Origin of the sequence: Actinomadura graeca, assembly GCF_019175365.1 — a bacterium.
Classification (GTDB): Bacteria; Actinomycetota; Actinomycetes; order Streptosporangiales; family Streptosporangiaceae; genus Spirillospora; species Spirillospora graeca.
The window spans coordinates 8,501,639-8,528,491 of the sequence record NZ_CP059572.1; the positions used below are offsets into that span (position 1 = coordinate 8,501,639).

The 26,853-nt window shown below is 71.6% G+C and carries 22 protein-coding genes; 3 read left to right on the forward strand and 19 right to left on the reverse strand.

Annotated features, from left to right (window positions below; genetic code table 11):
• Positions 1-725: 725 nt before the first annotated feature.
• The 13 genes from dnaN to AGRA3207_RS37840 form a co-directional block, all read right to left on the reverse strand.
• Positions 726-2,000 (reverse strand): DNA polymerase III subunit beta, encoded by a 1,275-nt coding sequence (gene dnaN / locus AGRA3207_RS37780; protein ID WP_231332165.1) that lies wholly within the window; start codon positions 1,998-2,000, stop codon positions 726-728.
• A 310-nt stretch (positions 2,001-2,310) separates the two neighbouring features.
• Positions 2,311-2,739, reverse strand: a complete 429-nt coding sequence (locus AGRA3207_RS37785; protein WP_231332166.1) for a hypothetical protein — start codon at positions 2,737-2,739, stop codon at positions 2,311-2,313.
• Positions 2,740-3,058: 319 nt separating this feature from the next.
• Positions 3,059-4,201, reverse strand: coding sequence for a recombination directionality factor (locus tag AGRA3207_RS37790; RefSeq protein ID WP_231332167.1), 1,143 nt, complete (start codon positions 4,199-4,201; stop codon positions 3,059-3,061).
• Positions 4,201-5,199, reverse strand: a complete 999-nt coding sequence (locus tag AGRA3207_RS37795; protein WP_231332168.1) for a hypothetical protein — start codon at positions 5,197-5,199, stop codon at positions 4,201-4,203. Before AGRA3207_RS37795 ends, AGRA3207_RS37790 begins: the two co-directional genes overlap by 1 nt.
• 97 nt (positions 5,200-5,296) lie before the next feature.
• Complete coding sequence (locus tag AGRA3207_RS37800; RefSeq protein ID WP_231332169.1) at positions 5,297-7,180, reverse strand: ParB/RepB/Spo0J family partition protein; 1,884 nt, start codon at positions 7,178-7,180, stop codon at positions 5,297-5,299.
• 419 nt (positions 7,181-7,599) lie between these two features.
• Positions 7,600-8,949 carry an Eco57I restriction-modification methylase domain-containing protein gene (locus AGRA3207_RS37805; RefSeq protein WP_231332170.1) on the reverse strand — a complete coding sequence of 450 codons (1,350 nt, stop codon included), beginning with the start codon at positions 8,947-8,949 and terminating at the stop codon, positions 7,600-7,602.
• Entirely contained in the window at positions 8,946-9,269 is a 324-nt protein-coding gene (locus tag AGRA3207_RS37810) for a hypothetical protein (protein WP_231332171.1), read from the reverse strand. Before AGRA3207_RS37810 ends, AGRA3207_RS37805 begins: the two co-directional genes overlap by 4 nt.
• Before the next feature lie 191 nt (positions 9,270-9,460).
• A complete protein-coding gene (locus AGRA3207_RS37815; RefSeq protein ID WP_231332172.1) occupies positions 9,461-10,732 on the reverse strand; it encodes a DNA cytosine methyltransferase in 1,272 nt (423 codons plus the stop codon).
• A gap of 44 nt (positions 10,733-10,776) precedes the next feature.
• Entirely contained in the window at positions 10,777-11,610 is an 834-nt protein-coding gene (locus AGRA3207_RS37820; RefSeq protein ID WP_231332173.1) for a class I SAM-dependent methyltransferase, read from the reverse strand.
• A 129-nt stretch (positions 11,611-11,739) separates the two neighbouring features.
• Complete coding sequence (locus tag AGRA3207_RS37825) at positions 11,740-12,132, reverse strand: hypothetical protein (RefSeq protein WP_231332174.1); 393 nt, start codon at positions 12,130-12,132, stop codon at positions 11,740-11,742.
• Positions 12,133-12,525: 393 nt separating this feature from the next.
• The gene (locus AGRA3207_RS37830; protein WP_231332175.1) at positions 12,526-13,581 is read right to left on the reverse strand and encodes a DUF932 domain-containing protein; all 1,056 of its coding nucleotides are present in this window, start codon (positions 13,579-13,581) and stop codon (positions 12,526-12,528) included.
• A gap of 252 nt (positions 13,582-13,833) precedes the next feature.
• Positions 13,834-15,543: an ATP-binding protein gene (locus AGRA3207_RS37835; protein ID WP_231332176.1), complete on the reverse strand. Its 1,710-nt coding sequence runs from the start codon at positions 15,541-15,543 to the stop codon at positions 13,834-13,836.
• Positions 15,544-15,711: 168 nt separating this feature from the next.
• A complete protein-coding gene (locus tag AGRA3207_RS37840) occupies positions 15,712-15,897 on the reverse strand; it encodes a hypothetical protein (RefSeq protein WP_231332177.1) in 186 nt (61 codons plus the stop codon).
• Positions 15,898-16,188: 291 nt separating this feature from the next.
• Here AGRA3207_RS37840 and AGRA3207_RS37845 point away from each other — a divergent pair, with 291 nt between their 5' ends.
• Positions 16,189-16,407: a hypothetical protein gene (locus AGRA3207_RS37845; protein WP_231332178.1), complete on the forward strand. Its 219-nt coding sequence runs from the start codon at positions 16,189-16,191 to the stop codon at positions 16,405-16,407.
• Positions 16,408-16,522: 115 nt separating this feature from the next.
• Positions 16,523-17,155 (forward strand): TerD family protein, encoded by a 633-nt coding sequence (locus tag AGRA3207_RS37850; protein ID WP_231332179.1) that lies wholly within the window; start codon positions 16,523-16,525, stop codon positions 17,153-17,155.
• 483 nt (positions 17,156-17,638) lie between these two features.
• Here the strand turns inward: AGRA3207_RS37850 and AGRA3207_RS37855 are convergent, their stop codons facing one another.
• The 6 genes from AGRA3207_RS37855 to AGRA3207_RS37880 all read right to left on the reverse strand — a co-directional run bounded on the left by AGRA3207_RS37855 (position 17,639) and on the right by AGRA3207_RS37880 (position 24,170).
• The gene (locus AGRA3207_RS37855) at positions 17,639-18,649 is read right to left on the reverse strand and encodes a tyrosine-type recombinase/integrase (RefSeq protein ID WP_231332180.1); all 1,011 of its coding nucleotides are present in this window, start codon (positions 18,647-18,649) and stop codon (positions 17,639-17,641) included.
• 82 nt (positions 18,650-18,731) lie between these two features.
• Positions 18,732-19,037: a hypothetical protein gene (locus tag AGRA3207_RS37860; protein ID WP_231332181.1), complete on the reverse strand. Its 306-nt coding sequence runs from the start codon at positions 19,035-19,037 to the stop codon at positions 18,732-18,734.
• A 126-nt stretch (positions 19,038-19,163) separates the two neighbouring features.
• Positions 19,164-19,352 (reverse strand): hypothetical protein, encoded by a 189-nt coding sequence (locus AGRA3207_RS37865; RefSeq protein WP_231332182.1) that lies wholly within the window; start codon positions 19,350-19,352, stop codon positions 19,164-19,166.
• Between the two features lie 516 nt (positions 19,353-19,868).
• Positions 19,869-22,013 (reverse strand): ATP-binding protein, encoded by a 2,145-nt coding sequence (locus AGRA3207_RS37870; RefSeq protein WP_231332183.1) that lies wholly within the window; start codon positions 22,011-22,013, stop codon positions 19,869-19,871.
• A 95-nt stretch (positions 22,014-22,108) separates the two neighbouring features.
• The gene (locus tag AGRA3207_RS37875; RefSeq protein WP_231332184.1) at positions 22,109-23,704 is read right to left on the reverse strand and encodes a hypothetical protein; all 1,596 of its coding nucleotides are present in this window, start codon (positions 23,702-23,704) and stop codon (positions 22,109-22,111) included.
• 232 nt (positions 23,705-23,936) lie between these two features.
• Positions 23,937-24,170 carry a hypothetical protein gene (locus AGRA3207_RS37880; protein WP_231336542.1) on the reverse strand — a complete coding sequence of 78 codons (234 nt, stop codon included), beginning with the start codon at positions 24,168-24,170 and terminating at the stop codon, positions 23,937-23,939.
• A gap of 64 nt (positions 24,171-24,234) precedes the next feature.
• Here AGRA3207_RS37880 and AGRA3207_RS40025 point away from each other — a divergent pair, with 64 nt between their 5' ends.
• Entirely contained in the window at positions 24,235-26,691 is a 2,457-nt protein-coding gene (locus tag AGRA3207_RS40025) for a tetratricopeptide repeat protein (protein ID WP_273699974.1), read from the forward strand.
• Positions 26,692-26,853: the final 162 nt, after the last annotated feature.

The window sequence follows — 26,853 nt, forward strand, 5'->3', positions numbered from 1 at the left end:
ACCACCACGGCCCGGCATGCTCGCCCGCCGAAGCGGTGACGCCGTGGAGGGAGCAGGATCGGGGGTCACGGTGTCGTCGCGGGATACCAGGAGCCGCTGGTCGCCGGACTGATTATCGCGGCTTCGATCACACCCTCAAAATGGTGGTCGCCATGGCGGGGGGTCGCGTGATACAGGAGCACTTCGGGGACGCGTCACCTTGGCGCGGGAAGGGGTTCTCCTCCCCAGGCCAGGGGATGTCAGGCTGGCCGGATCGTGAGCGGGACGTCGGCTTCCTTGGCAGTACGCTCACGCCGCTTCAGATCGGCTTTGTCGTATGCGGTGGCCGACCCGAAGAGAACCAGTGATGATCCATTCCGCTTTGCGCGGGTGTCTCTTTCTGATTTCTCTTTGGGCATCGTGTCGCTTGGTTGTCGCGGGCCTGGCCTGCCGGGGCCGGGGTGCGGCCCGCAAGTGCCGGTGCCAGGGCTGCTATTTCTGTTCAGCTCCACCGGATCTGGCTCGTGCCCGGTGGAGCGGCCACGGAGTCGTGCTTCGCGGACGATTCGAGGGCCGGATCGCAGTCGGGTCACACACTGCGCGTGAACGCGGCCGTATCGTCGGGACCTTGCTGATCACGGAACTGGTCCCCGCGAACGGCTGTGGAACTCATCGCGTTCGGTTCCTCTCTTCTGCGAGCCGCGCGGCGATCGGAGAAGGAGAGGACGCCGCCGTGCCTGTGACCGTCACGGCTCCGGCCGGTCCTGCAGGGCGGCCTTCGTGTGTGGCCTGGGGGGCTGCCTATCGGCGTCATCGCCTTGTGACATCCGTATCGGCATCAGCAGATGCAGGTGGCCGGTGTCGGCTGGGGCTTGCGCCTGACTGTCGGCATCGTCGGCTGAACCGTCGTCGGCGATCTCGGTGAGCAGGCACGGGCTGGTGGGCGCGCGGAGGCCGAACCGCACCGTGGTGTGAAAGTTCCGCAGCGCCGTCAGCAGGAACCTCGGGTTGAAGGCGATGGTGAAGGTGCCGGTGTTGCCCAGCGCCGCTGGCACCTTCATGTGTACTTCACCATCGTCGCTGAAGGCCCGCAGGTGCAGCTGGGCGGGTTCGAACACCAGCTGGACGGGGGCGTGATTGTCGTCGACCGCGGCGATGACCAGTTGCAATGCCTGGGTGAGTTCGGTGACCGGCACGTCGGCGCATGCGGCGGGCTCGAGGGTGAAGTGGGCGTCCAGGTCAGGGAAGGTCTCGTCCATAAGCCGCGTGGTCAGCGACCGGGACGCGCCGGTGAGGGTGCACCTGCTCACGTTCTGTCCGGTGCCGCCCGGTGCGGGGACGGCTTCGATGCCGATGGTGATCCGGCCGGCTCGCTTGAACGTTGTGGCGGCTGCCTTGAGGGGCTTCATCGGCACCAGCACCACCGGGGGGATAGGGGCGGTATCGGCGAGCTGGATCGCGGTGCCGACGCTGGCGGCGCGGTACCGGTCGGTGGTCACCGCGCGCAGGGTCGAGCCATGGATGCTGACCAGCGCGCCGGTGAGCACCGGCAGGGTGGCGTCGGTGCCTGCCGCCGCCGCCAGCCGGGTGACCGCCTCCGCGAAATCGGCGGCCGAGATCGAGCCCGTCGGCGGGGACACTGCGGGCAATGGCGCCGGGTAGTCCTCGGGCGGCATGGTTTTGACCGTCATGGAGACAGCGCTGTCGAGTGTCCGCACGGTGAACGTCTCACCCTCGGCGATGACCTGCAGCCGGTCGGTTCCCCGGGGCATCTTGGCCAGCAGCCTTGCCAGAGGTTTGGCCGGGACGACGGCCCGCCCAGCGGTGTCGGCCTGTGCTACCGGCAGGTGTGCCTGCGCCGTCGTCTCGAGGTCGGACACCGTCAGGGTCGCGATGGCGGTGCTGTCGGCGACCTCGATGAGTATCCCGGCCAGGATCGGGAGGGCTGGCTGGGCGGGGAGCTGCGCGCTGACCCAGCGGGCCTGGTCGGCGAGCTCGTCACGGGAGGCGATGAACCGCACGGTGGGCTCCTTCGCGTGGTTGTTGTCGGTGCCTTCGGCTACCCGGTGGCCGGTCACCGGCCCGGGCACGGCCGATGCCGCAGGCAGAGCGCACCTGGGCCGTGGTGGTGTGGGGGCACGGCCGCAGGACTGGCCGCCGCACCCGCCGACTGCGGGCGGCCGCCGCGGCTGGGTCCGGCTGCTGCACCGCCCAGCCGCGGCCAGGCCGTCCTGCCAGATCGGTGTCCCTCCGGCTACCTGCCCGCCAGGACCGGCGCCGGTTGCAGGACCTCAGGTCGTCTGATCCTTTCAGCCGACGCCATCCTGGTCGTCAGCCGTCGCACTCGACGTCGTCCTCGATGTCTTCCCGCGTGCCTGCCTCAGGGGCGTCTTCTGTGCTGGTGTCGTTCGTACCGATGAGCAGAGCGACGGCGTCGCCTGGTTCCTGGGGGCGGTGGCCGGTGCCGGGGTCTTTGAGCCAGCCGTACTGGCCGTGGTCGAAGCGGTGAATGAATTCGGCCACCGGCGGTGGCAGCGGCAGCGTGTCGATCTTCATGCCGTTGCGCTCGCCTTCCTTGATCTGTACTTCTGCCGGGTCGGTGTCGACGCAGATCACCGATCCGGGTGGTGCGCCGTCGGCGAAGTAGCGGCTCAGCGGGCAGTCGCGTGCGCTGCCCCGGGTGCCGGTGATGTTGTGGTGGTGCAGATGGTCGGCGATTGCGTCGGCGGTGCCGGGCAGCTGTGTGATGCGCTGTTTCACCTGGTTGATGGCCTGTTCCAGGTCCGGCGGGGCGGCGGGCCGGCGGCGGCGCGGCGGGCGGGGTTTGCCAGGCCGGACACGGTGCGGGCCGGATGGCGGGGGAGAGGTCATCAGTGCCGTCCTCGGTGGCGTGATGTGGATGGGCAAGACCGGGGGCGTGGGGCGGAGGGTGAGGGGCCGTGCGGCCGGCCGGTGGTCGACGACCGGCGGGCGTGGAGGATGGTGGCTGGGCCCAGGCGCGGCCCTGGGCGTGCGCGGCTGGTGCCGGGCGGCAGGCCCGCAGCAGGACCCACCGCCGCGGGTGAGGTGAGGGGCGGGCTCAGGAGGTGCCCGTGGTGGCGTGGTCGCCGTCGCGGATGGTTTGCAGGAATCCGGTGAGTTGCTGGATGGACGCCGATCCGGGGTGGATGCCGTCGTTGCCGGCGGCGAAGGCCGCTTGCAGGCGGGTGAGGTCGTCGCCGGGCCATGCGCGGCAGATCTGTTCCCACAGCTGGGCGGCCTGCTGGTCGAGCATCTGTATCCGGTGCTCGGCAGCGGCGGAGAGCTGGTCGAGTTTGGGGTGGTCTGTGGCGGTGGCGTGCGCCATCAGCAGCCGGGCCGCCTCGGGTGTCGAGGCGTCCTGGATCGCCTGCAGCAGGCCGGTGCCCGCCGCGGGTCCTGCGGTGTCCGCATCGCCGGGCGTTGCAGAACGTGCGCGGGGCCGATCAACAGTCCCCGGCTGCTGAGGGGCCGTGGTCGGCGCGCGAGAAGGCGGCGGCGCGGCCGCCGCGGACGGTTCCGCGGCAAAGGAGGCGGGGGCGGAGGAGGCGGGTGCGGAGGGGGCCGCGGTGGTGAGGATCGCCGGTGTGACACCGCGGATCTCCAGCGCGGGGACCATCCAGTGGCGGGTCTGGCCGCGGACGGTCTTGGACCGCCGTCTCAGGTACAGCGTCGCCTCGAAGTAGGCGCGCAGCCGCGCCATCGCCTCCACGCTGGGGGGCAGTTCGGCGGCCGCGTCCCAGCCACGGGTCCACAGCCGCCAGGTGCCCAGTCCCTCGATCTCGGTCAGCAGCACCGACAGGCGGGTGTTGGGGGTGCAGGTGCGGTCGCGGTCGCGGCGGCACGGGCACGGCCGTCCCGACAGCTGCTCGGTCACCCCGTCGCAGCGGCGCTGCAGGCCGCCCCGCGACCAGGTCTCCATGTACTGGCTGAGCGCCCGCGGCGGGACTATGACCGGCACCCGGTCCACCCGAGAGACGACCTGCCAGGCGGGCGGGCCGCCGCCCTGGGGCTGCCACCGCACGACCTGGCCGCCGTACCGGTCGGCGACCTGAACCAGCAGCGGGCGGGCGGCCGAGGTGAACCGGAACCGGTCCAGTTTCTCCGGGTGCGGCCTGGTCCCTTTACCCGCTACGAACACCCCGAGCCGGATCTGGCCGACCGGCGTGAACCGCTGCTGGCTGAGGAACGGCTGGATGGGCATCACACGGCTCCCTTGGCATCCGGATCGGCGTGGCCGGTCCCCGCCGTGTCCGGCGTGCCGGGCACGGCTCCGCTGTCGGCGCGGTGGTCGGCCCCGCTGTCGGCGCGTGGACCGGTGTGGTGGCCGGGGCGGCGGGCGGCGGCGGTGGCCGCGACGGGCCTGCAGGGGGTGAGGGTGAGCCGGTGGGCGTACCGCGCGACCGGCACCAGGGAGGTGAACGCCGCGAACGCCTGCGGCCCGGCCGGCAGCGGGATGAACCCGTACCGGTCCCGGCGCAGGTTCAGCACCGCGGTGCCGGCGAACTCGGGCACCTCGATCTCGGTGTCGTCGGGCAGCCGCATCGCGTGCCCGTACCGGATCGCGGCCAGCTGCAGGACGTTGTCGCGGTACCGGGCGCTGGCGGGCTTGGTGAGGGAGGTCTTCAGGTCCAGCAGCCACAACCCGCTGGGAGTGTGGATCTTGTCCGGGGTGCGGCCCCGGAACCGGGGGTCGGGGTCGGACCAGTCGCTGGTGAACTCCAGGTGCACCATCAGGTCGGCGGTTGCGCCATAGCGCACCGGGCCGCGGCCGAACACGGTGATCTCGGTGGCGAACACATCCTGGGGCACCACCACCCCGAAGTCGCGCATCCACCGGCGGTAGCTGGCCAGGAACGGCAGGACCTGCGGCGGCGGGGTGCCGGGGCGGCCCAGCACCATGCCCTCGGCGGCATGGTGGACCGCGCTGCCCAGCTGCATCCGCTCGTCCCACACCCGCCGGAACTCCCGCGTGGCGCCGGAGATGAACTGCGCCAGCGTCGCCGGGGTGCGCGCCGCGCGGATGGCCTGCGGCAGGTGGTCCATCACATAGCGCGCGGTGACCTTGGCCGCCGCCGGGGCCAGCGCGGGCTTGGCCCATTCGGCGAGCACGTTGGTGCATGAGGGCACCAGCACCCCATCCAGCGGATCCTGGTAGTAGCGGCCGTTGCGGGTGGCGCGCGCGTACCTCGGCTCGGTCATCGGCGCCGCCAGTCTCGCGCGCGGCAGGCCCCGGCCGGCTGGCGGGCCGCCGGGGGTGTGCCGGGCGGTGCTGTGCCGGGCGTTGCTGTGCAGCAGCTCACGACGCCTCAGCGTCCGGTGCCGCGCCGCGCCCGCTCTCAGAGATGTGGGGCGGGTCAGCGGAGGCCTCTGCCTGGCCGGTCTGCCCGCCGTCACCGGCGATGCCGTCGCCGTCGTCTTGGCCGAGCGTGTCGCTGGGGTCGGCTCCGGTGTAGGCGACTCCGGCGATGATCGCCTTCTCGATCGGGCTGGGCTGGTATCCCAGCGCGACCAGGAACGACAGGTACTGCGCGGCGGTAGAGCGGGGGCAGTGCGGATTGCCGCGGTCGGTGCGCCAGGTGTTGCGGCGTTCACCGGTGTCCTGGACGATCTGGTGTTCGAACGCCGCGGCGATCTCGGCCAGCTGCATCAGCGCCAGCCGGTCGGTCGGCAGCTTGGCCAGCCCCTCCAGCACCCGGGGACGTGGCTTGCGCGTCAGGTCGGCGAACAGCGGTTCGGTCTTGGCCGACCCCAGGCACTCGGCGACCGGTTCCGGGCGGCTCATCATCATCTGCGTGATGAACACCGTCACCTGCTTGGGGGCCTTCTTGCGGCCCAGCAGCTGCTCGGCGAGCCACCGGCGGCGGACCTTGCCCGCAGCGATCCACTCGCGGTTGTAGCGGGCGACCGTGCCCGCCGAGGGCCCTTCGGGGGGCCGTCGTGCCGGGGCTTGGGGCACCTGCAGCTGGGCGTGCCCGTGGTCATCGGGGGCCGTGCAGTAGTGGACGCCCTCGCTGGCGCCATAGGGTGACAGGACCGCGATGTCGCCGGGGCAGGACCGGTGCGTCTGCGGGGTCAGCCTCTCACCGTCGTGTTCGAGCGCCGACAGGCGGCAGGAGCCGGGCGGGAGCTCGGTGTACGACAGGGTCACGGTGATGCCGTCGGCGATCAGCTCGGCGCGCCGCCGCAGCAGCGCGGCCACCCCCGGCCGGGCGAAGTCGTGCCCGAACGCCACCGGGTCCAGGCACAGATAGCCGGGCTCGGTGCTGTAGGGGCCGCAGAAGGCCCGGTGCCCGGCGCAGTCGGCGTGCGCCTGCGGCGTGAGCTCGGTGCCCTCACCGTCCCGCAGCTCCGCCAGGTCCACCGCCCCGTCCGGGATTTCCTCGATCACCTGGACCCCGGCCTCGTGCAGGCCGGCGATGGCCTGGGCGCGCAGGACGCGGTCACGGCGTTCTTGCAGCAAGATCTCCGCGGCATGCTCCAGGTCACTGCCCCGGGCCATCGTCGCCAGCAGCCTCTGGGTGGCCCGCCGGTCGTTATCGTCATCGCCGGTGAACTGGGCGAGCAGCTCGATCCCGCGCAGCCCGCAGTCCTGCGGGGCGGCCTTGGCCTGCGCCACGGTGTCGGCGCTCAGCCGGCCGGCCGCCAGCGCACGATCGACGTCGTCGCCGCTCAGCCCGGTCCGCTTGCCGATCTCGCGGCGGGACAGGCTGCTGGCGGCGGCGCCCTGGATGGCGGCGACCTGCTCCCACAGCCGGTGGTTCTTGCGCAGGTCCGGGTGGTTGAGGCGGTACATGGTCAGGAACTTCTGGCCTGCCTTGCTGGCCTGGTCTGCAGGCTGCAGGCTGTAGGGCGCCTCGGCCAGTCCGGCCTGCAGCGCCGCGTAGTACCGCCGGTGCCCCTCGACGATGATCACCGCGGTGGGGTCGGCGGGATCAAGGCGCACCGTCAGCGGCACCTCGATCCCGAACGCCGCGATGTCCTCGACGAACGTGGTGTTGAGGTCCAGGCCGTCGCGGACGTTGTCGGGGTCGGGCTTGAACCGCGACAACGGCAGCATCGGCTGCTCCAGCAGCACCTCGCCGGACGCCTCGGCGGCCTCCCGCCGGCTCAAGCCGGTGCCAGTAGCGGTGCCGGTGTCGTCGGCGCCGGGGCTGGTGTCATGGTCGGCAGCAGCGGTCACCTGTGCGGTCACCTCGCTTGCGCCGCCCTGCAGAGTCGCTGGACTCGCCATGTGCTGTCCGCCTTTCTGGAGTGATCGTCTTTGAGTCGAATGGGTGTGTCGTCTTTCCGGGCGGGCAGCAGGGCAGCCTTACCGCAAGCGGGCGCGTCCACCGGTGAGCGCAGCGAGCCCGCGTGGACGCGGCCGCGCGGTGAGGCAGGCTGCCGCACGCTGGAAAGACGACGACGAAGAAGAGCAGTGCCGGGGGCTTTCACGTGCGGGCCGGTGGCCCGCCGCCGCGCCAGGCGTCGGTTCACGCAGATGACGCCGTCGCCGCACCCGCCCCGCGGTCACCGCCGGACAGAAGCGGGCACCGGCCCCCGGTCCCGGCGGCGGCTGCTCACGGCGCGGAACCGGCGGCGTGGAGGCCGGTGCGGCAGTTAGGGTGGTGAGGTGACGGCGCGGGCGGGGCGGCCGCGTCCGGGGGAGCGCCGGTGGGTTTCGAGGGCGGCGGCGAGGCGGTCGTAGGCCTCGCGGGTCCGCACGGCGCTGGCGATCGCCGTCCACACCAGGCCGCCGGCCGGGTCGGCGGGTGTGCCGGGCTCACCGCGGATGCCCATCACCGTCGGCACGGTGGTACCGGATGGTGGCCGGTTGCGGTGGGCCAGGATGACCGTGGGGGTGCCGTGCCCGGGAATGTAGGCGCCGGAGGTGTCGATCACCCAGTACAGATCGAGGCAGGCCAGGAACTCCTCGACGTAGCGGCGGCCGAACTCGCGTTTCATGAAGGCGTTGCTGGTGAGCTGGGCACACCAGCCGCCAGGCGACAGCAGCCCGTTCATCAGCACATGGAAGGGCAGCGCCAGGCTGAACCGGCCGGTGCACACCTGCCGGTACCGCGCCCGGACCGCCTCGCGGGTCCGGGGATCGTTGCAGCTGATGTAGGGCGGGTTGGCGATCACCACGTCGTAGCGGCCGCGGGCCAGCAGCGGCTCGTCCTGGTCCAGCAGCGCGTCGGCGGCCGCGACGTGCAGCGGCAGCGCCGCCAGCTCGGCCGCGGCCGGCTCATGCCCCCAGCTGCGCAAGATGGCACGCGCCAGGACCAGCAGCCGGTAGGCGGCAACTGCCGCGGCGTAGCCGTCCAGGTCGACACCGTGCACGGTGTCCAGCGCGGCATGCACCCGCTCCAGCGCCGGGGTGGACGCCGGCAGCTTCGGGCCGGTGTCGCGGCTGCTGCGGTACGGCCCCAGATGCTGGCGGGTATGCGCACGTATCAGCGTCGCGATGAGGATGTGGCCGGTGCCGCAGGCCGGGTCGATCATCTGGATGCGGGGGCCGCGCGCGGTGTACGCCCGGTCAAAGGCGATGTCCAGCAGCAGCTCGCTGACGAACCGGGGTGTCTGGCACAGCGCCCGCTCACGGCGTGCCTGCACGCTGAGCTGCTGGTACAGCTCTCCCAGCAGGTAGCCGCCCTGCTGGGGGCGGTCGCCGGCGGTGACCGGGTGCCGCGCCCACAATCCGGTGACCTCGGCGGGTGCGGCGGTGCCGTAGGAGAGGTTGACCGCCGGGTCGGTCAACGGCGCCAGCGCCGGATGCGCCCCGGCGAGCCGGTCCAGATCACCACGCAGATCACCGGAGAGGCTGAGCAGGCCTGCGGCGGCGGCGTGCTGGATCAACGCGGCCGAGTGCACCAGGTGCGCGGCGGCCTGCGCGGTCATCGCCCCGGTCAGCTGTTGGGTGACGGCCCGCACGTCGGCGGGCAGCGGCCCGTTGCTCACCGGGTGCCTCACGACCGTCCCCGCACGGGCAAGCCGTGCGGTCCTGCGCTGTGCCGTCCCGCGCTGTGCCGGTGCTCGCGGCGGCGGTGCGCAGCCGCGGTGATGCAGGCCGGTGGCCGGTGGAGCAGTTCGCACTCGCGGGACTGCGGGGCCGCCCAGGCGCCACCGGCGCCCGGGCGCCGCCAGGTGATGAACGACACCGGTGGCGTGAACAGATCGGGCACCGGGTGGCGTGCGTGGGTGACGCGGACGGCGTCGTGGCCGGGCGCGGGGCGGATGACGTCACCCGGACGGACGTTCAGGATCCGGAACGGGGGGACCGGTGAGGGCATGGGACTCCTTGTCTTGTGGCTGTGCAGGGGCCGTCCGGCACGCCGCAGGTGCCGCCTGGGCTGCTGGCTCACCCGGCGTGGATCGCGGGGCATGGTGTGCGGATTTGCCGCCGAGCGGTCGGCGGGAGAGGCGGCAGCGGGTCCGTGCCCGTGCGGGGGTGAAGGGGCGTCGGGCAGGTGCAGGGGCCTGGTCAGGCGGCCAGGGCGTGGCCGATCCGCTCGGCCAGCCAGTGCGCGACGTTCACCGAGACCGCGTTGCCGGTCAGCAGCCCGCCGATGTCGCGGATCCTGGTGTCGGCGCTGGTGCGGGTGAGCACCCACCGGTGCGCGGGCGTGAACCGCTGGGCGTAGGCCTTCTCGGCGGTCCCCAGCATCCGCACTCCGCAGCCGTCCACGGTGCCGTCGGCTCCCGGGACGACCAGCATGTGATGGTTGCCCTGCCCGGTGACCGCAGGGATCGGCCCGTCCAGCCCGACCACGCCGCCGTGCTTGCGGGTGATGGCCAGGAACGGCGCGCCCTGCAGGGTGCCGAGCCCGGCCTGGATACCGGCCCGGGTGCGGTCGGCATACGGGGTGCGGGTCTTGCGGTGGGGGCGTCCGTCACCGACCAGGGTCAGCGGCCGCGACCAGTCGATTCCCGGCCTGATCGGGCGGGTCACCGGCTCGCACGCCAGCCCGCACCCAATCTTCGGGCACACGTAGTAGTAGGCGCCGCGGGCACGTCCGTAGGCGCCGACCAGGTGACCGGCGTAGCGCCGGGCGGACCGCTTCCACAGCCGCCGCCCCTGGACCGGCCCGCAGGCCGGGCACAGCACATCGGGGCGCACCTCCAGATCGATGTCGATCCCTCGGCGGGTCAGCACGAACAGCAGCCGGTCACGCAGCTGCGGGGCGGCCGGATTGCCGGGGCCGGACAGATGGGCGGCGTTCACCGAGACGATCTGGGCGGTGTAGCCCATGAGCTCGAACACATGCAGCCACCCGGCGAACAGCTCCCAGCGGGTGGCGAAGTCCAGGACGTTCTCGCCGCACACCACCTCGGGACGGTGTACCTCGGCGTACCGCACCAGGCACCACGCGGTCATCCTGGTCTTGGTCCAGGGGTCGGTGCGCTGGCTGGCGGTGCTGCGGCGGCCCGACGGCGACCCCTCGGTGCAGATCGGCGAGGCGACCAGGACCGGGGAGCGGGGCATGGCGTGCATGTCGAGCCGGGCGACGTCCTCCACCAGCCCCCGCACCCACGGCCAGTTCGCCCGTACGGTGTCGATGCAGGCCCGCATGTGGTTCACCGCGATGACCGGGCGGGTGCCGGCTTCGACAAAGCCCGCCATGTCCCCGCCGCCGCCGGCCAGCAGATGGGTCGACTCGATTCCCATGATCTCCTCGTCGATGACGTCGCCGGCATGGGCCTTCCGCCTGAGGCCCCGGCCCGTGCTGGCAGGTCGCTGTGCGGGCACGGTCACGGCATCTCCAGGCGCCAGCCGCGCGCGCTCAAGGGGCGCGGGCCTCACGCTCGGCCCGTCGGCGCCCGCTGCACCCGGCTCGGGCGGTGGTGTGCCGGTGACCCCGGCCGGGAAAGGTGTCCCGGGCCGGCGCGTTCGGTGAAGTCAGCGATCACCACCTCGGTCGGGGGCGGGGTGCTGTGCCACTGCCTGTCGTAGCCGGAGGTGTCGATCCCGATGCTGGGCTCCAGCCGAATCCCGGTTTCGGTGGTGAACCGCCGATAGTGCGGCCCGGGTTCGTCCAGGTAGCGCTGCTTGCCGCTGTAGCTGAAGGGCGCCGAGTCCTGCGGGACCAGGAACACGCCTTGGCGGGCGAGGTCGGCGGCGATGTCGATGACGTGCAGTTCCAGCCGGCTGCCCCGATACCGGGGTCCTCTGCGGCCCGAACGGGGCAGCCGCCCGAACGGCGGATTGGCGATCGCGCAGTCGAACCGGCCCAGACCCAGGGCGGGCACCTCGAAGATGTCGGCGACGATCCACCGGGCCTGCGGCAGGATCTTGCGGCCGACGGCGGCATAGGCGGGGTTGCGTTCAATGCACACCAACTGGCGTGCGGAATCGCCGTTGGAGTTTGGGGTCACGTCCCGGCACTGCCAGCACAGCCGTCCGATGCCGGCGCCGAGATCGATGATCCGCTCCCCGTGCACGTGCAGCGACAGATCCCGTGCCAGGCCCAGCGGTGTGAAGAAGGCGCCGTCCACGGGGCTGGCCGCCGTGGCCGATTCCTGCCAGCGCTCCAGGACGAACCACTTCTCCTCATCGGTCAGGTCTCGTTCCAGCGCGACCAGTTCGCACGCCTGCAGATGCCGTGTCGCCTGGCGTCTGGTCAATGCGGCCACAGGGGTCTCCCGCGGTGCTGTCAGTGGCGAGAACGCACGCACGAGTGCGCCTGGGTGAAGGTGCGGATCCGCTCGCGCCCGCGGCGCGGTCTGTGGGCCGGGCAGCGGGGTGTGCCGCTGTTGCGGCGGTCAAACCCTGCGCAGCGGTCGCCGCAGGCGCTGCCAGGCCCTGGCGGCGGCCCCGGCTGGCTGGCGCAGGTTCTGGTGGTCGGCGAGCAGGTGCCGGGCGGTGGTGAGCACTTCGGTCAGGGCGTGCGAGATGACCTCCCGGCCGCCGGGCGCAGCGCCGTTGGCCGGGGCGATGAAGGTGGTGATGTCGATGGGTTCGGAGGCCAGTCGCGTCCACGGCGCCTGTGCGAGGGTGACGGTGATGAGCACCTCGTCGTAGTCGGGATCGGCCAGCGGCCACACATTCACGCCGGTGATCAGATGCCCGGCGTCCCCTCGCCCAGGGACGTGCTGTTCAGCGACCTGGTCGGCGGCGTTCACGACGACCACTTCCAGGTCGGTGCCGGTCGCCACGGCGCAGTAGGCGCCGCCCTGGGCCGGGGGGGCGCAGGGAGCGGTAGTACTGGTCGGTCCAGTCGATCACCTGGGTGTCGGTCGGCTGGAAGATCGGGGCGGCGGATCTGGTGAACATCTGTATCGGCCTCGCGTGGTGCACGCGGCAGGCTGTGCCCGGCGTGCCAGGGTGGAAGGCGGTGAGGGCCGAAGGGCATTGCGCCCCTGCCGGGGAGAGGGTTGTGCGGGTGCCTGGCGGGCGCTTCGGCCAGGCGGGACCAGAGCAGGTTCCCGTGCCCGGCATGCGCATGCCGGTGCGGGTAGCGGAGGGTGGCGGCGCGCCTTGGCCGCGGCCGGGATGACCGGCCACCTCCGGTGGCCGCCGGCGCGAAGGCGGAACGGGGGCCGGGCCGGTCAGGTGGCGTGGGCCAGGGCGTTGTCGAGGATCTGGTTGAGCACCTGGACGGTCTTGGAATCCAGCTTGTCCACGCCGCCGGTGATGGCGCGTTCGGCGTTGCGGTCGGCGCGGCTGGAGCCCCGGACGGTTTTTAGATGGTGGGTGTAGGTGTTGATCGCCGCGACCACGCCGTAGGCGGTGCCGGCCCAGGGCGCGACCCGCTCGTCGTGCCTCCACAGGCCCTCCAGGTCGGCGCGCTTGCGGTCGGCCCGGGCGCGGCTGTGCTTGGTGTCGCGGCCGGGGGCGGCTTCGACGGCCAGGAACCGGTCCCACTGGCGGTCGCTGACCGGGATCTGGCACAGGGCGGTGATCTGGCGGGCGAAGTCCTGCTCGACCTGGTGGACGATGTCAAGCGCCTGCCGGACCTGGGTGATGCTGCCGAGCGAGTTCCGCGAATGCCTGATCTTGATGCGGCCGGTGCCGGGCTCGGTCAGTGCCGCCGACAGGGTGTTGTCGCACACCACCAGCTGGGCGCCGCGGACGTAGGTCGTCGACAGCGTCCCGTCCAGGCTGGTGGCGCCGGACAGGAACGGCCGGAACCTCACGCCCTCGGGGGTGTCGCAGCTGCCGGGCATCTCCACCTGGACCCAGGCGCGTGCGCCGCCGTCCAGCAGTCCCGCCGAGCCGATCCGCAGGTCGCTGTCCAGCAGTAGCCCGAAGTTCTTCAGCAGCCACTGGCGGTACTGGTGGATCTGGTATCCGTGCTTGAAGTACTCGAAGATGCTGTCGGTGCCGGGGCTGGTGCTGTCGGCGCGGATGATGGCCTTGCGGTCGTGGTCGACCTTGGTCCGCAGCATGCCGCCGGGGGTGCGGTAGGTGACCGCGATCTTGATGCTCTCGACGGCCTCCCAGCCGAACAGGCGCCGTTGCACGTCTTCGATCGGGATCGGGCCTGGGTAGTGGTTGGGCTCGGTGCCCTGGTCGTCGGCGCGGTAGTGCCAGGCGGTTCCGCGTTCGTCGGTGAAGCCGATCAGTGTGTTGGTGTTGAGCCAGGCGGACGTCTCACGGGACATGGGTTCTCCTGTCGATCGGCCGGATTCGGCACGGACATGGGTTGCCTGGTGCAGCGGATGGTGAATGCCGGGAAGGCCGGCCCATGGCGGTCCGGGCGGCGGCCGGGCGGCCGCGTGCCGGGACCGCCGAGCGAAGCTCGCCCCGTCCCCTGGGGTGGGATCGGGGTGCGGGGCGTGGCGGATGCGGTGACCGGTTTTTCCGCGGGCCGGTCGTGCCCGCTCACGCTGTTTCGGCGCGCTGCCGCTGGCGGGTCACAAGGCAGGATGTGCCGATGCCGCACTGGCGCCGCGCGGTGATCGTGCGGCGGCCCAGGCGGCGATGTCGAAGGGCCGGCGGTATTGCAGTGCCCGCAGGATGTGATCGGCGCCGGGGCGTGCCTGGTGGTCCAGGTCCGCCAAGGTCCATGCCAGCCGCAGCACCTGGGCGGCGCCGGTGCTGCTGAGCTCACCGCGCTCCTGCGCGCGCCGCAGGCAGCGGGCGCCGTACTCGCTGGGGCGAAAGTCGGCGTGCAGCGCACGCCGCGAGACCTGGGCATTGCACGACCATCCGGTCTCGTCCAGCCGTTTACGGGCGCGGTCGCGGGCTTCACCAACCTGGTCGGCCAGCGCCGCGGTGGCCGGTGCCGTGCTGGCCGGTGCCGTACTGGTGGCGCCCGCTCCGGGGTGTGCCGTGCTGGCCGGGGTGGGGTTCTGGTCGCCTGCCGACGGTGGTGAGAGGGTGTCCGCAGACCTGGCGGCAGGCAGGGCGGAAAGGTGCACGTGCAGGTCCAGGCGTGCAAGCAGGCGGCCGGGGATGCGCGCGTGATGGCCGCGCAGCTGCCCGGGGGTGCAGCGGCAGTGCGCGGGCCGATCGGCTCGGCAGGGACACGGGGTGAGGGTTGCCGCCAGCACGAACCGGGCGGGGAACCGGCAGTGCCCATGCGGGCCCAGCGTGTCGACCGCGCCCTGAACCAGGACGCCGGGCAAGGCCGCCAGTACCGCGGCCGGCAGCCGCTGCAGATCGTCGGCGCGCAGCACCCCGTGGTGGGCCAGCGACACCACCCCCGGCCGGTGCAGATCATCGGGGCCGGGCTGGTGCCCACGCAGCCCCGCCGGCCCCGTGCCGGGGGTCAGGTAGGCGACCGGAGGCCGAATGGCAGCGGTTCGGCCGGGGCCGCGCAGGCCGGCCACCGAGCGGATCACCGCCACCTCCAGCTCGGCCTGGGGATCCAGTGGCGGCAGCACATCGGCGAGCCGGTCGGCCAGGATGCGGGCGCCGCTGCCGGGGGCGCCGTACACCATCAGGTGGTGGCCGCCGGCGGCGCTGGCGGCCAGCGCCAGCACGGCGGAGTCGGGGAGTTGGGTGTCGGCGAGGTCGGCCTGGCGGGCACCGGTCAGCCCGCCGGGGCCGCCGGGCGGCGGCAGGACCGGCGGGGCGGGCGGGGCGTCGGGTCCGCCACCGGGAGGGTCACCGCGCAGCAGCGCGACCAGCCCGCGCAACGTCCGCGCGGTCACCACCCGCACACCGGCCACCAGCCGGGCCTCGGCGGCGTTGGCCGCCGGCACCACGATCGTGCCGATCCCGGTGGCGGCAGCGTGCCGGGCCGCGGCCACCGCCCCGGGTACCGCGCAGATCGCGCCACCTGCGCCGAGTTCACCGAACAGCAGCATGTCCGCGCATGCCTGCCTGGGCAGGACGCCGTTGGCGGTCAGGACCGCGACCGCGACCGGCAGGTCCAGCCCGGTACCCGGCTTGGCCACGGCGGCCGGCAGCAACGACACCGTGACGTGCCGCTGCGGCCAGTCCAGCCCGCTACTGGCGATGGCATCGCGGACCCGTTCCTCGACACCGGCCGCGGCGTCGGCGGGCAGGCCGTGCACCTGCAGTCCTGGCACGCCGGGGGTCAGGCATGCCTGGACCTGCACGGTGAAGGTGTCGACGCCGATGAGGGATACAGCCTGCAGGCAGGCGGAGCCGGCCATGCTTGTCCTCCAGAAGGTGTAGAGAGCCCTTGAGACCCGGGTGCAGCTGTGCGACCTTGCTTGCCGCCGGAGTCGGGCCGGTTAGCTGCACAGGCCCATCAGGCTGGAATACCGGCCCTCGTCGAAGCTGCGGATGAAGGTGATGACGGCGGGCGGCAGTGGCTCGGCCTACGGCAGCGGCCCGGCCAGGCCGCCGCGGTGCACGCTGACGCGCTTGTCCTCTCCGTTGACGCGGACAAACACGCCAGCCACCAGGCCGTCGCTGAGATAGCGGGCCAGCTGGCACCGCTCAGCGCTGTTCAACCGGCCGGTGCAAGCTGTGTTCTCGCAGGCGGCGGGCGATTTGATCGGCATCGTCGGGCAACTGTGCCAGCCGTTCCCTGATCGCGGCCGCGATTCGAAGGCCCAGGCGATTGTGCGCGACGAACTTGTACAGGGGGTTCGTCGCCCGGACCGGCAAAGGGGGCGGCGGGTCCGGCTGGGCCGGTGGGCGCCCACGTGCGTAGGCCGCCGGACGAGAGAAGCCAACCGGTCCAGCGCAGTCAACTCGCAAGGCCACTCCGCCACGCGCAAACACCTAGTGTCGGCCAGGAAGGCCAGCCACTGCGCCCGGCTTACGTCCCGAGCGCTGTTGCGGCGGCACCGGTGTTCCTGGTCCGTAAGGGCACCCTGCACGAGTACATCTACCTAGAGCACGGCGGCGCCCTGATCATCGCAGCGTTTGTGTCGTCGCTGGTGCTCAACCGAGGCGACGGTCCGGATGCGGCGACCACCGTCAAAGGGTTCCGCCACGAGAGCCTAGCGCCAGGCCACCACAACCGAATTATTGGCGAATGGGAATCCGGTCGGTTGGCGTGCGCCTGAGAACTGGGGTGTTTGCGTCGTAGTGGACTTCGGTGCCTAACGGGTCGCAGCCATGGAACGGATAGCCTCCTGATATGTCGGCGTCGGATACGGCATGCGATCTTGGAGGCGTACTGTGGGTGTCAGTCTCAGCAAGGGCGGCAATGTCTCGCTCACCAAGCAGGCACCGGGGCTGACCGCGGTCACCGTCGGGCTTGGCTGGGACGTGCGGACCACGACGGGGACGGACTTCGACCTGGACGCCTCCGCGCTGGTGCTGGACGCCTCCGGGAAGATCCTCACCGACCAGCATTTCGTGTTCTTCAACAATCTGCGCACGCCGGACGGCGGGGTCGAGCACACCGGCGACAACACCACCGGCGCGGGCGAGGGCGACGACGAGTCGATCAACGTGGACCTCACCGGCGTCCCGGCCGAGTGCGAGCGGATCGTGTTCCCGGTGTCGATCTATGACGCCGACAACCGGCACCAGAACTTCGGCCAGGTCCGCAACGCGTTCATCCGCATCGTCAACCGCGCCGACGGCAACGAGCTCGCCCGCTTCGACCTCACCGAGGACGCCTCCACCGAGACGGCCATGGTGTTCGGCGAGCTCTACCGCCACAGTGGCGAATGGAAGTTCAGGGCCGTCGGCCAGAGAGACGCCTCCGGACTGGCCGGTATTGCCCTGGACTTGGGTCCAAAGTCTTCCACGATGAGGGAAGGGGCCTTGATGGGCGGAGACCGCCACCGCTCCGGCTGCCCCTGAGAACAAGGCGGCGGCTCTCCTGCGGGAACAGGAGAGCCGCCAGTAGGAGTCCGAGTCCCAACCAGCCATGGATGAGAACAGGAGCACCTGCAATGAGGCTACGCCGTCGCTTGCCAAGCGCTAAACCCCGTCAGGAGAGATCACCAAACTCTGAGCCGCTACTTACGTTACGAGCACTGCTGCTTACGGCCGTCGCAGTTACCGCTGGAGGAGTCGCAGCCATACATCCTGTTTTGGCCCCTCCGATCCTCGTCGGGGTGGGCGTTCTCACCCTTCTCCACAAGATCACAAGCTGATTCTGTGCACCTCTTGCAGGTTCGGCTACCACAGCGTCCTCACAGACCGGGGCTCGCTCTCCCAGTCGTCGCTGCGCCCTGTCTGATCCACAGCTCGCTGCGGCGCTCTTCGGCGTCATTAGGTGTCCTGGAGTGCTGTGACTGCCAGGGTGACCGGACGTCCCTGCGCTGCGCTGTTCCTGTGTTGTCAGGTTCGGTTGGTGCGGTCGACTGCGGCGCGGCGGGTGGCGGCGGGGCGGCGGTCGTAGGCGGCGGTGGTGGTGGCCGAGGCGTGTCCCACCAGCTGCTGCACGGTCGCCAGGTCGACACCGAGGTCCAGCAGGCGGCTGATGAAGGTGCGGCGGAAGTCGTGGGCGCTGAGGTCGGGCACACCGGCCTGCACCGCGCGGCGGGTGACGATCCGGCCGATTCCGTTGGAGGTCATCGGCTGCGCGGTGATGTTGCCCCAGCGGTCGAAGGCCGGGAACAGCGGCCCAGCGGGGCGGGCCGCCGTCAGCCAGGCGCCGAGCTGCGCGGCGGCGGTCTGGGTGAGGTAGACCTCGCGTTGCTTGTCGCCCTTGCCGGTGACCAGGAGGGTGCGGGTGCCGGGGGAGTAGTCGTCGCGGACGGCGAGAGCGAGTTCCTGGCGGCGGCAGCCGGTGGCATCCAGGGTCTCCAACAGCGCGGCGTCACGCAGGCCCAGCAGCGTCCCCTCGCCCAGGGCGGTGTCGACGAGCCGCTGCTGTTCGTGGGCGGCGAGGAGCCGGCCGGTGGTGACGCGGACGCCCTTGACGGCTTTGACCTCGCGGGCGCGCAGGTAGTCCTCGGCGGTCATCTGGCCGAGCAGGAACGCCTGCTTGAGCGTCATCCGCAGGGCGGTGAGGTGCTTGTTGCGGTAGGACGGCGCCCAAGGCGCCCCGCCAGGTCTGGTCTGGGTGTGGAGCAGGGTGCGGATGACGGCGGTGTGCTGGTAGCGCAGGGCGCTCCAGGCGAAGTGCTGTCCGGCGGGGGCGGGTGGTTCGAGGTCGAGGCGGACGGCCCACAGCCCGGCGATGCGGTCCAGGCATCCGGCCATGGCGCGGCGGCTCTCGCCGCCGGCGACGGTGGCCAGGTACACCAGGTACGGGTTGTGCGCGGGCGGGGGAGCGGCCGCGGCGGTGAGGATCAGTTCGGCGCCGTCATGATCGTGTTCTGGGAATTGCCATTCCCGTGCGTCCACGGCAAGCGATGGGGCGCGGGGCGGCGGGGGTGCCGCCGCGGTGTCGGCCGTGCGGCCGACTGGGTTGGAGGCGTCCACGCCCTCAGTCCGCCCGCACTCGTCTGGCGGCGCCGTGCGCGACCTCGCACGCGAGCCGTTCCTCGGTGATCTGGGGGTAGTCGGGCCAGATACCTCCGTGGGAGGAGTGGTTGCCGATCTCGACGGTGCCGATCTGCCGCCCCCTGAGGACGACGGCGTACTCATCGACGTATCCGTCGTGGTGGTCGGTCAGGAACGCCTGACCGACCACCTGAGGGCTTCGTACGCGCCGACCCCGTTCCATGATCTTGATCTGAGGGGGGATGCCCTCGTCGTTCCATGCCACCACCTGCGCGGACAATGCGCTCACATCGACTCCCTGCGGCAGGATGCTGATCGGGTGAAGGCTCCGGTTGATGAAGCATGTGAGAGTTCTGCATGGTCGACGCCAGCGGGCTATCAGGGCAGGACACGAGATGGCGCGCAGGCGGCGTGTTCACCTGCGGCGGCGGTTGCGGGAAGTGCCGCGGCGGACGGAGTTGCGCCGGGTGCGTCGACGGCGCCTGGACCGGCTCTGGCGGGGCAGGCCGAGGTCCTCGCTGGTCAGCAGGTAGACCACAACCTTGATCAGGATTGCCGCGAGGAGGGCGAGGGCGGCGACGAGAGTGAAGCTGAGCTGCAGCACCAGCCCGATGGCCAGGATCCCGCTGGCACCGGCGCCGACCCATGCGGTACCGGCCCTCCTCCACTGGGCACTGTTCGGGCGATGCCGGTGGCGTGTGCCGTGAGGGTGTGCAGCCGAGCCACCGCCGGTACCCCTGCGGTCGTGAGAGCGGACGTGGACGGTTCCGTGTCTGGTGTGACGGTCGTGGGCCTTGACCGACCCCGCGCCCGCCAGCCTCCGCTTGGCCGCCGGAGCATTCCTGCCAGGCGTCACCTTGTTCTTGGGGGTGGCCCTGGGAGCGGGATCGGGCTTGTTCTGCACGGGCTTATGCGGCGGCACGGGGTGATCCTTTCCGATAACTGCAGTTAGCTGGTGGCAGCTAACTGAGTTAATTCATTAACTTGCGCCATAGGCGCTGCTAACCGGCCGCTGACCTGCGGAAGTTAGGTGAGTGAGTGAGTTAGGCCAGTGGGGCGCAGACCCCGTTCAGGGCCCTGCCAGGCCCGATTCGAGGGAGATGGGGCCTCACTCACTCACTCACTGGTCGTGGCCGGGTGCGGGGATGTCGCGCTTGGCGAGGGCGTGACGGACTTCGGCCGGGTCCAGCCGAAGGACGTTGCCGGTGTTGGTGACCCGGACCCCCAGCTGGGTCAGCCAGTCACGCAACTGCACGCCGGTCAGGGTGAGGTAGGGGCCGTACGCGGGCGCCAGCTCGCGCAGCAGCACGGTGACGTCGGCGAGCCGGATGCGTTCGGCGCCCAGGACTCGGTCGAGATCGGCCAGCAGGTCCTGGGCGTGCCGGCCGGGCCGGAACCGGTCGGTGCCCGGCACCGCGCGGCCACCGCGCTCGATCTCGGCCAGGGACCGCTCGATGATGGGGGTGACCTGGTCGTTGCTCTTGTCGGCGCTGAGGAAGTACACCTGCACGATCTGCGAACGCTGCCCGGTGAAGCCTTTGACGACCGCGGTACCGCGGTCGATGCCGGGGATCAGCTCGGTAGCGCGGTGCCCGCTGGCGTAGGCGCCCTGCCCGAGCAGCGCGTCGTTGGCGTAGTGGTCGCCGACTGCGAACGCGATGCCGACCGAGCAGTTGCGGGTGATGGCGCGCGGCATCGAGTCCTTGGTGGGGGCCTGGGTGGAGGTGATCATATGAATGCCGCGCTTGCGGCCGAGCTTGACGATGTCGATGTACAGCCCCGAGATCTCCTCGCCGTAGCGGGGATGCTGGAAAGCGACGTGCGCCTCCTCCAGCAGGCACACCAGCGGATGTAGCCCGATACCGGCGTCGGCCAGCGCCCGGGTGACCGCGGTGACCTCGTACTGCACCAGCAGGTCACCGCGCCGCTGCACGTCTTCGCTGAGTTCGAGCAAATCATCGCGGATCTGGGCGATGTGGGCGGCGTCGTCACCTCGCACGAAGCGTGAGCAGCGGGGTTGGAAGGCATCGAAGTCGTAGTTGGTATCGGGCACCCAGATGCGTAGTTCGGCGGCCGGGTCCAGCGCGACGCCGGCCATGATCGCGCGAGTGGCGCTGGACTTGCCCTGACCGGGCATGCCTCCGGTGATGGTGTTGCTGTCCATGATGGGCGCCGTGATCGGGTCACCGCGCAGGGTCCGGCCGAACGGGACGCCCTTGAACAGGTCGGTGGCCCCCTCCTCCAGCGGGGGATAGGGGCCGGCGCCCTCGGTCAGCACGCCTTTGTCGGCGATCCACAGATCCACGATCCCGGCCTCGCTGCCGGTGGTCGGCCACACCTCCTTGGCCAGCCGGTGCAGGCCGGTGGCCAGGTCGGCACGACGCCGCGCGATGCGCTCGGCGGTCACGCCGGGCGGCAGCCGCACGATCGCGTGAGTGCCGCGGCCGTCCCGCCGTGCCGGAGTGAGGTACTGCAACGGCAGGCCCTGCTTGAAGTGGGCGGTGATCTGCGGTATCCGCAACGCCTCCAGCGCCCGTGCGATTGTGGTCTCATCGATCGTCAGATCCACATCGGCGTCGGCGGCGCTGACCAGCCAACCAGGCGTGTGAGCCCGCGTGCGGCCCAGCGACCACAGCGCCGCCGCCATGGCGCACGGTGTGGCCAGCAGGACCGGCACCCAGATCGCACCGGCGACCACGATGAGGAACTGGACCAGGTGGGCCAGGCCCTGCACCGGAGCGGTGATCTGGCGAGGATCGTCGTTGGCGACCGCCACCAAGATCCCCGGCCCGATCAGCAGCACGGCCGCACCGGCCGCCAGCTTCGGCAGCGCTGAGACGATCTGCAGCGGTACATTCAGCAGATCCATCCGCCGATCATGACGATCCCGGCGAAACGCCGCGGCGCGTGCCTCCCATTCCAGCGTGGCCTGTTGGTCACCGCCCGCCTCGGCGGCGCGCAGCATCCGCTCATACCGGGCGGTGGTGCGGCTGTCCCACACCCGCCTGATCAACACCAGAACGCCGCCCGCCACATAGAGGACCTGGCGGACGGCAGTCTGGGTGTAGCGGTGCCCGGCGGCCTCGGCGAGCATCCCACGGACCGCGGCCACCGGCCCGAGGGGCGCATCGACCACCCGGCCCTCCAGCACGTCGAGGTCTTCAGGCTCAGCGATCTGGATTTCATCGTCGCTGCATCGCAGCAACTCGGTCGCGTGCTTAACCAGATCTACAGCGGGCGGCTCACGCTCTTCAGACGACTCCATCGGTGCCCTCCCTGCGGCGCCGTGGCCGCTGCGGGGCATCGGCTGGTCGCTTCGCATCACGGCATGCTGTTGACGCCGGCACCGGCGGCCTGGGGTTAGCGCGTCAGCTCGGCGGTGGCGCGGATCCTGGCGCGGATGGTCTTGGCGGTGGACGCCGACACCTCGCCCAGACCGGCGGCGGCGATCGCGCCCGCGAACTCAGCGCCCGTCGGCTGGCGCCGCAGACGCGCCATCTCGGCCTCAAACACCGGACCCGCCAGTTCGACCCACTCTTCGATCGGCCGGCGTGGCCTTGTTCTCCCTGCCGGACTACCGGCCCGGGGCCTGTGGCGACGCTGAGGTGAGCCGGTGTCGGCGCTGGCACGGCGGTGCTGGCGGTGGCGGCCTTGGCCGCCAGGATCGCTGCCGTTGTCGGCGCCGGAGCTGGCGGCGGCCACGGTATTGCCGCCAGCCGGCGGGTTCTGCCGACCGTTGCTGGCAGCATCACCGGCGGTGCTGGCGGCGGTGGCCGCCGGGCTGGTGGCGGTCACACCGCCGGTATTGCTGGCGCCAGAAGCCGAGCCCGTTGTGGCGCCGGGCCGCGGCCGGTGGTGTCGCCGACGAACCTCACCGGCTGGGCGGGGTGTGCTGGCGGAAGACCGGCCGCCGTGTCCGAGCACGAGCGCGCGGTGGTAGCGCACGGCCGTGACGCCGTCGGCGCCCGGGGGAGAGCGGAGCGGTGCTGCAGGCACTGCCCGCACCCTCGCAGGCGGGCGCGGTGTGCACACCTTGGTGTGCGCGCCAGTGCCCGCCCGGCCCGCGGGTGCGGGCACAGGGTCCGGCGACCACGGCGCGCTGATCGCCAGCTCGGCCAGGCCCGCGGCGTGGTACACCGCGCCGAGCTCGGCCATCAGCTGCCGCAGCATCCGGGGGTCATGCGCCAGCGGGGTGCGTTCGGTCGCGCGGGCCACGGCCTTCTCCAGCCGGGTCCGGGCCCGCCGGGCCCTCCACCCCCACGCGCCGGTCTGCTGGAGGTTGCGCAGCCGCAACCCCGCACGCACCACTCGGGTCCGGTGCCGGTGCGCCTCATCCTGCCCGGCGGCGCTGCCGGCGCCTGAGGCCAGCCCCAGCCCGACGGCGATTCGTTCGGCCGTGACCCGCCAGTGAATCCGCCGGCCAGACCGGCGCCGCCGCTGCAAGCGCATGTTGCGTTCCCAGCCCCAGGCGGCCACCGGCGGAGCCGTCAACCGCACCAAGATGACGGCGGTGTTGGGGTGGGCGGAGGTGACTTCGTGCGAGACCGACAACACCGCCGACACAGCGGTCAGCACCCACATCGCGACCCCGTCCCCACCGGGGCCGAACCCGGCGTGCATCGACTGGCGGGCACGGCGCACACACTGGATCGTCATCAGCTCGATGAACGCGAACGTGCCCGCCCGCAGCCAAACCGGCATCGCCAGCGCAGAGAACGTCTCCCACATCCCCTCCGCGCTGACCGCGGTCGCGATCGCCGCCGCGGCCAGATCACCCCCGCTGGTACCTCCCGCCCGCACCGGTGGTTTCGGCTCCGGCGGTACCCCCTGGCGCAGCGCCCGACGACGCACGCGCCGACCGCTGGCCCAGAACGCGACGGCCAGCACCGCCACCACCCCGGCACCCGCCGCACCGCACAGCACCAGGATCCAAGACCCGCCGTCCGGCTCCGCCATCGCCGTCTCCTTCCCGTGGGATCAGCGCATCTGTGATGCGAGCGCAGTCGCGGGCGGGGCCCGTCGGCGGCTACTCCTGGTGCGTCCGCAGTACCCCGGTCAGCAGGGGCGGGCGCTCATGTGCCGCCGGGGCGCTGCGGATGCGTCTCGGAGGTGCTCCGATGAGCCCGGGGCACCTCGCTGTGGAAAGCCCGCCCGAGGCCGACAGCAGCCAGCTCCAAGTGGCTCTGTCTCACTCCACGGGATCGGTCACGAAGAGTGAGCGATAGTGGGGCGGGCGGGTGTCCGGATGCGGGCGGGTATGACCGATGGCCTGCGGCGGCGGGGCGGACGGGTCGATGATGGCGGCCATGCCGGGCAGTGAGGAACCGCCACCGCCACCGCCACCTTCGGCGGCGGGGCGGCGGGCGATCGGCGCGGGGCGGATCTCGGGGATCGCCTCGACCGGTGACAACGCCAAGATCACGCAGACGGTATTGCCGCCCGATTCGCTGGGCCCGGCGGCACGTGTCCAGGCACCGCCTGGTCTGGTGAACGTGCCCGCGCAGCACCTGTTCGTCGGCCGCCGCGACGAGCTGGACGAGCTGGAGGCGGCGTTGCTGGCTCCCGGCGGGGTGGTGGTGGCCGCGGTGCACGGCCTGGGCGGGATCGGAAAATCCACCCTGGCCGCTCGCTACGCCGCCGGCCGCGGGGGCCGGTGGAACCCGGTGTGGTGGATCACCGCCGACGCCCCCCAGGCGGTACAGGCGGGTCTGGCCGCCCTGGCCACCGCGCTGCAGCCGGCGCTGGGCACTGTGCTGGCGCTGGAGGAGATGGCCGGGTGGGCGCTGGAGTGGCTGGGCTGCCACAGCGGATGGCTGCTGGTGCTGGACAACGTCACCGACCCCGCCGACATCGCCGCGGTGATGGACCGTGCCGCGGGCGGCCGGGTCCTGGTCACCAGCCGCCTGGGCCAGGGTTGGCACCGTTTCGGCGCCCAGGTGGTGCGGCTGGAGGTGCTGACCGAGGACCAGGCGGTGGACCTGCTCACCCGCATCGCCACAGGCGTGGACACCGGCGTGAGGGCGGGGCTGGAGGGTGCCAGGGAGCTGGTGGGGGAGTTGGGGTGCCTGCCGCTGGCCGTCGAGCAGGCGGCGGCGTTCCTGCACCAGAACCAGATGTCGGCGCGCGCGTATCTGGACCTGCTCGCCACCTCACCCGCCCGGGTGTACGACCAGGCCGCGGCGGGCGGGCAGAGCGGGCGGACGATCGCGCGGATCTGGCAGATCACCCTGGGCGCCCTCGCCCGGGACGCCCCGCTGGCGGGACCGATCTTGCGGATACTGGCCTGGTACGCACCCCAGGACGTCCCTCGCACCCTGCTGGAGGCCATCCCCGCCGCCACCGCCCCGCCGGCAGCACCCAGGCAAAGGCCTGTGTGGAGGCCTGGGTGGCGAGGGCGAGGGCTGCGGTGGCCGCGACGACGGTCACGGCGGTTACCGGCCGTGCCCCTGGCCGATCCTGCGGACCTGCAGCGGGCGCTGGGCGCTCTGGCCGCCTTTAACATGATCACCCTGGATGGTGAGACGATCACCGTGCACCGGCTGGTGCAGGCCCTGGCCCGCACCCCCGACCCGGCCGACCCGCACCGGCAGGCCGCCGACATCGACCACGCCCGCGCCACCGCCACCGCCCTGCTCGACCAGGCCCGCCCCGCCGACGCCCTGGATCCGGCGGGATGGCCGGCCTGGCGGCTGCTGCTGCCGCACATCGACGCCCTGGCCGAGCACGCACCCCCCGGCACCGACACCGCCACCACCAGCCTCCTGCTGAACCGCACCGCCGCCTTCCTGCACAACCAGGGGTCCGAGGCCCGCGCCATCTACTACTTTCACCGCGCCCTCGTGGGCCGGCAGCGGGTGCTGGGCGAGCAGCACCCCTACACTCTGACCTCTCGTAATAACCTTGCCGGCGCCTATGAGTCGGTGGGTGATCTGGGCCGGGCGATCCCGCTGTTCGAGCAGACCCTCACCGACACCGAGCGGGTGCTGGGCGAGCAGCACCCCTACACTCTGACCTCTCGTAATAACCTCGCCTACGCCTATGAGTCGGTGGGTGATCTGGGCCGGGCGATCCCGCTGTTCGAGCAGACCCTCACCGACACCGAGCGGGTGCTGGGCGAGCAGCACCCCGACACCCTGACCTCCCGCAACAACCTCGCCTACGCCTACCGGGCGGCGGGTGATCTGGGCCGGGCGATCCCGCTGTACGAGCAGACCCTCACCGACCGGCAGCGGGTGCTGGGCGAGCAGCACCCCGACACCCTGCGATCCCGCAACAACCTTGCCTACGCCTATGTGTCGGCGGGTGATCTGGGCCGGGCGATCCCGCTGTTCGAGCAGACCCTCACCGACACCGAGCGGGTGCTGGGCGAGCAGCACCCCGACACCCTGACCTCCCGCAACAACCTCGCCTACGCCTATGAGTCGGCGGGTGATCTGGGCCGGGCGATCCCGCTGTACGAGCAGACCCTCACCGACCGGCAGCGGGTGCTGGGCGAGCAGCACCCCGACACCCTGCGATCCCGCAACAACCTCGCTGGCGCCTATGAGTCGGTGGGTGATCTGGGCCGGGCGATCGCGCTGTTCGAGCAGACCCTTACCGACACCGAGCGGGTGCTGGGCGAGCAGCACCCCGACACCCTGCGATCCCGCAACAACCTTGCCTACGCCTATGAGTCGGTGGGTGATCTGGGCCGGGCGATCCCGCTGTACGAGCAGACCCTCACCGACCGGCAGCGGGTGCTGGGCGAGCAGCACCCCGACACCCTGCGATCCCGCAACAACCTTGCCTACGCCTATGAGTCGGTGGGTGATCTGGGCCGGGCGATCCCGCTGTACGAGCAGACCCTCACCGACACCGAGCGGGTACTGGGCGCCGAGCACCCAACGACCCGAGTGGTGCGCGGGAACCTGGAGGCGGCCAGGCGGGAGAACAGCAGCCAATGACCCGTTCGAACACCGCTTCCGACCAGAGCTCCAATAGAACCGCCACTCACTCTTCGTAATCACATCCCGTGAAGGATGCTGTTGGTGATCTTCGGGTTGTGGCGATCTCGCGGTAGTGGTGTTTCTCTGGTGGGGTATGCCGCGCTTCCGGTCCGCGCCGTG

Bases quoted from the DNA above. Each gene is read 5' to 3' on its own strand.
- AGRA3207_RS37835 (WP_231332176.1), bottom strand. From the start codon at position 15,543: ATGGCCGGCTCCGCCTGCCTGCAGGCTGTATCCCTCATCGGCGTCGAC.
- AGRA3207_RS37840 (WP_231332177.1), bottom strand. From the start codon at position 15,897: ATGCCGATCAAATCGCCCGCCGCCTGCGAGAACACAGCTTGCACCGGC.
- AGRA3207_RS37790 (WP_231332167.1), bottom strand. From the start codon at position 4,201: ATGCCCATCCAGCCGTTCCTCAGCCAGCAGCGGTTCACGCCGGTCGGC.
- AGRA3207_RS37795 (WP_231332168.1), bottom strand. From the start codon at position 5,199: ATGACCGAGCCGAGGTACGCGCGCGCCACCCGCAACGGCCGCTACTAC.
- AGRA3207_RS37870 (WP_231332183.1), bottom strand. From the start codon at position 22,013: ATGGAGTCGTCTGAAGAGCGTGAGCCGCCCGCTGTAGATCTGGTTAAG.
- AGRA3207_RS37810 (WP_231332171.1), bottom strand. From the start codon at position 9,269: ATGCCCTCACCGGTCCCCCCGTTCCGGATCCTGAACGTCCGTCCGGGT.
- AGRA3207_RS37830 (WP_231332175.1), bottom strand. From the start codon at position 13,581: ATGTCCCGTGAGACGTCCGCCTGGCTCAACACCAACACACTGATCGGC.
- AGRA3207_RS37875 (WP_231332184.1), bottom strand. From the start codon at position 23,704: ATGGCGGAGCCGGACGGCGGGTCTTGGATCCTGGTGCTGTGCGGTGCG.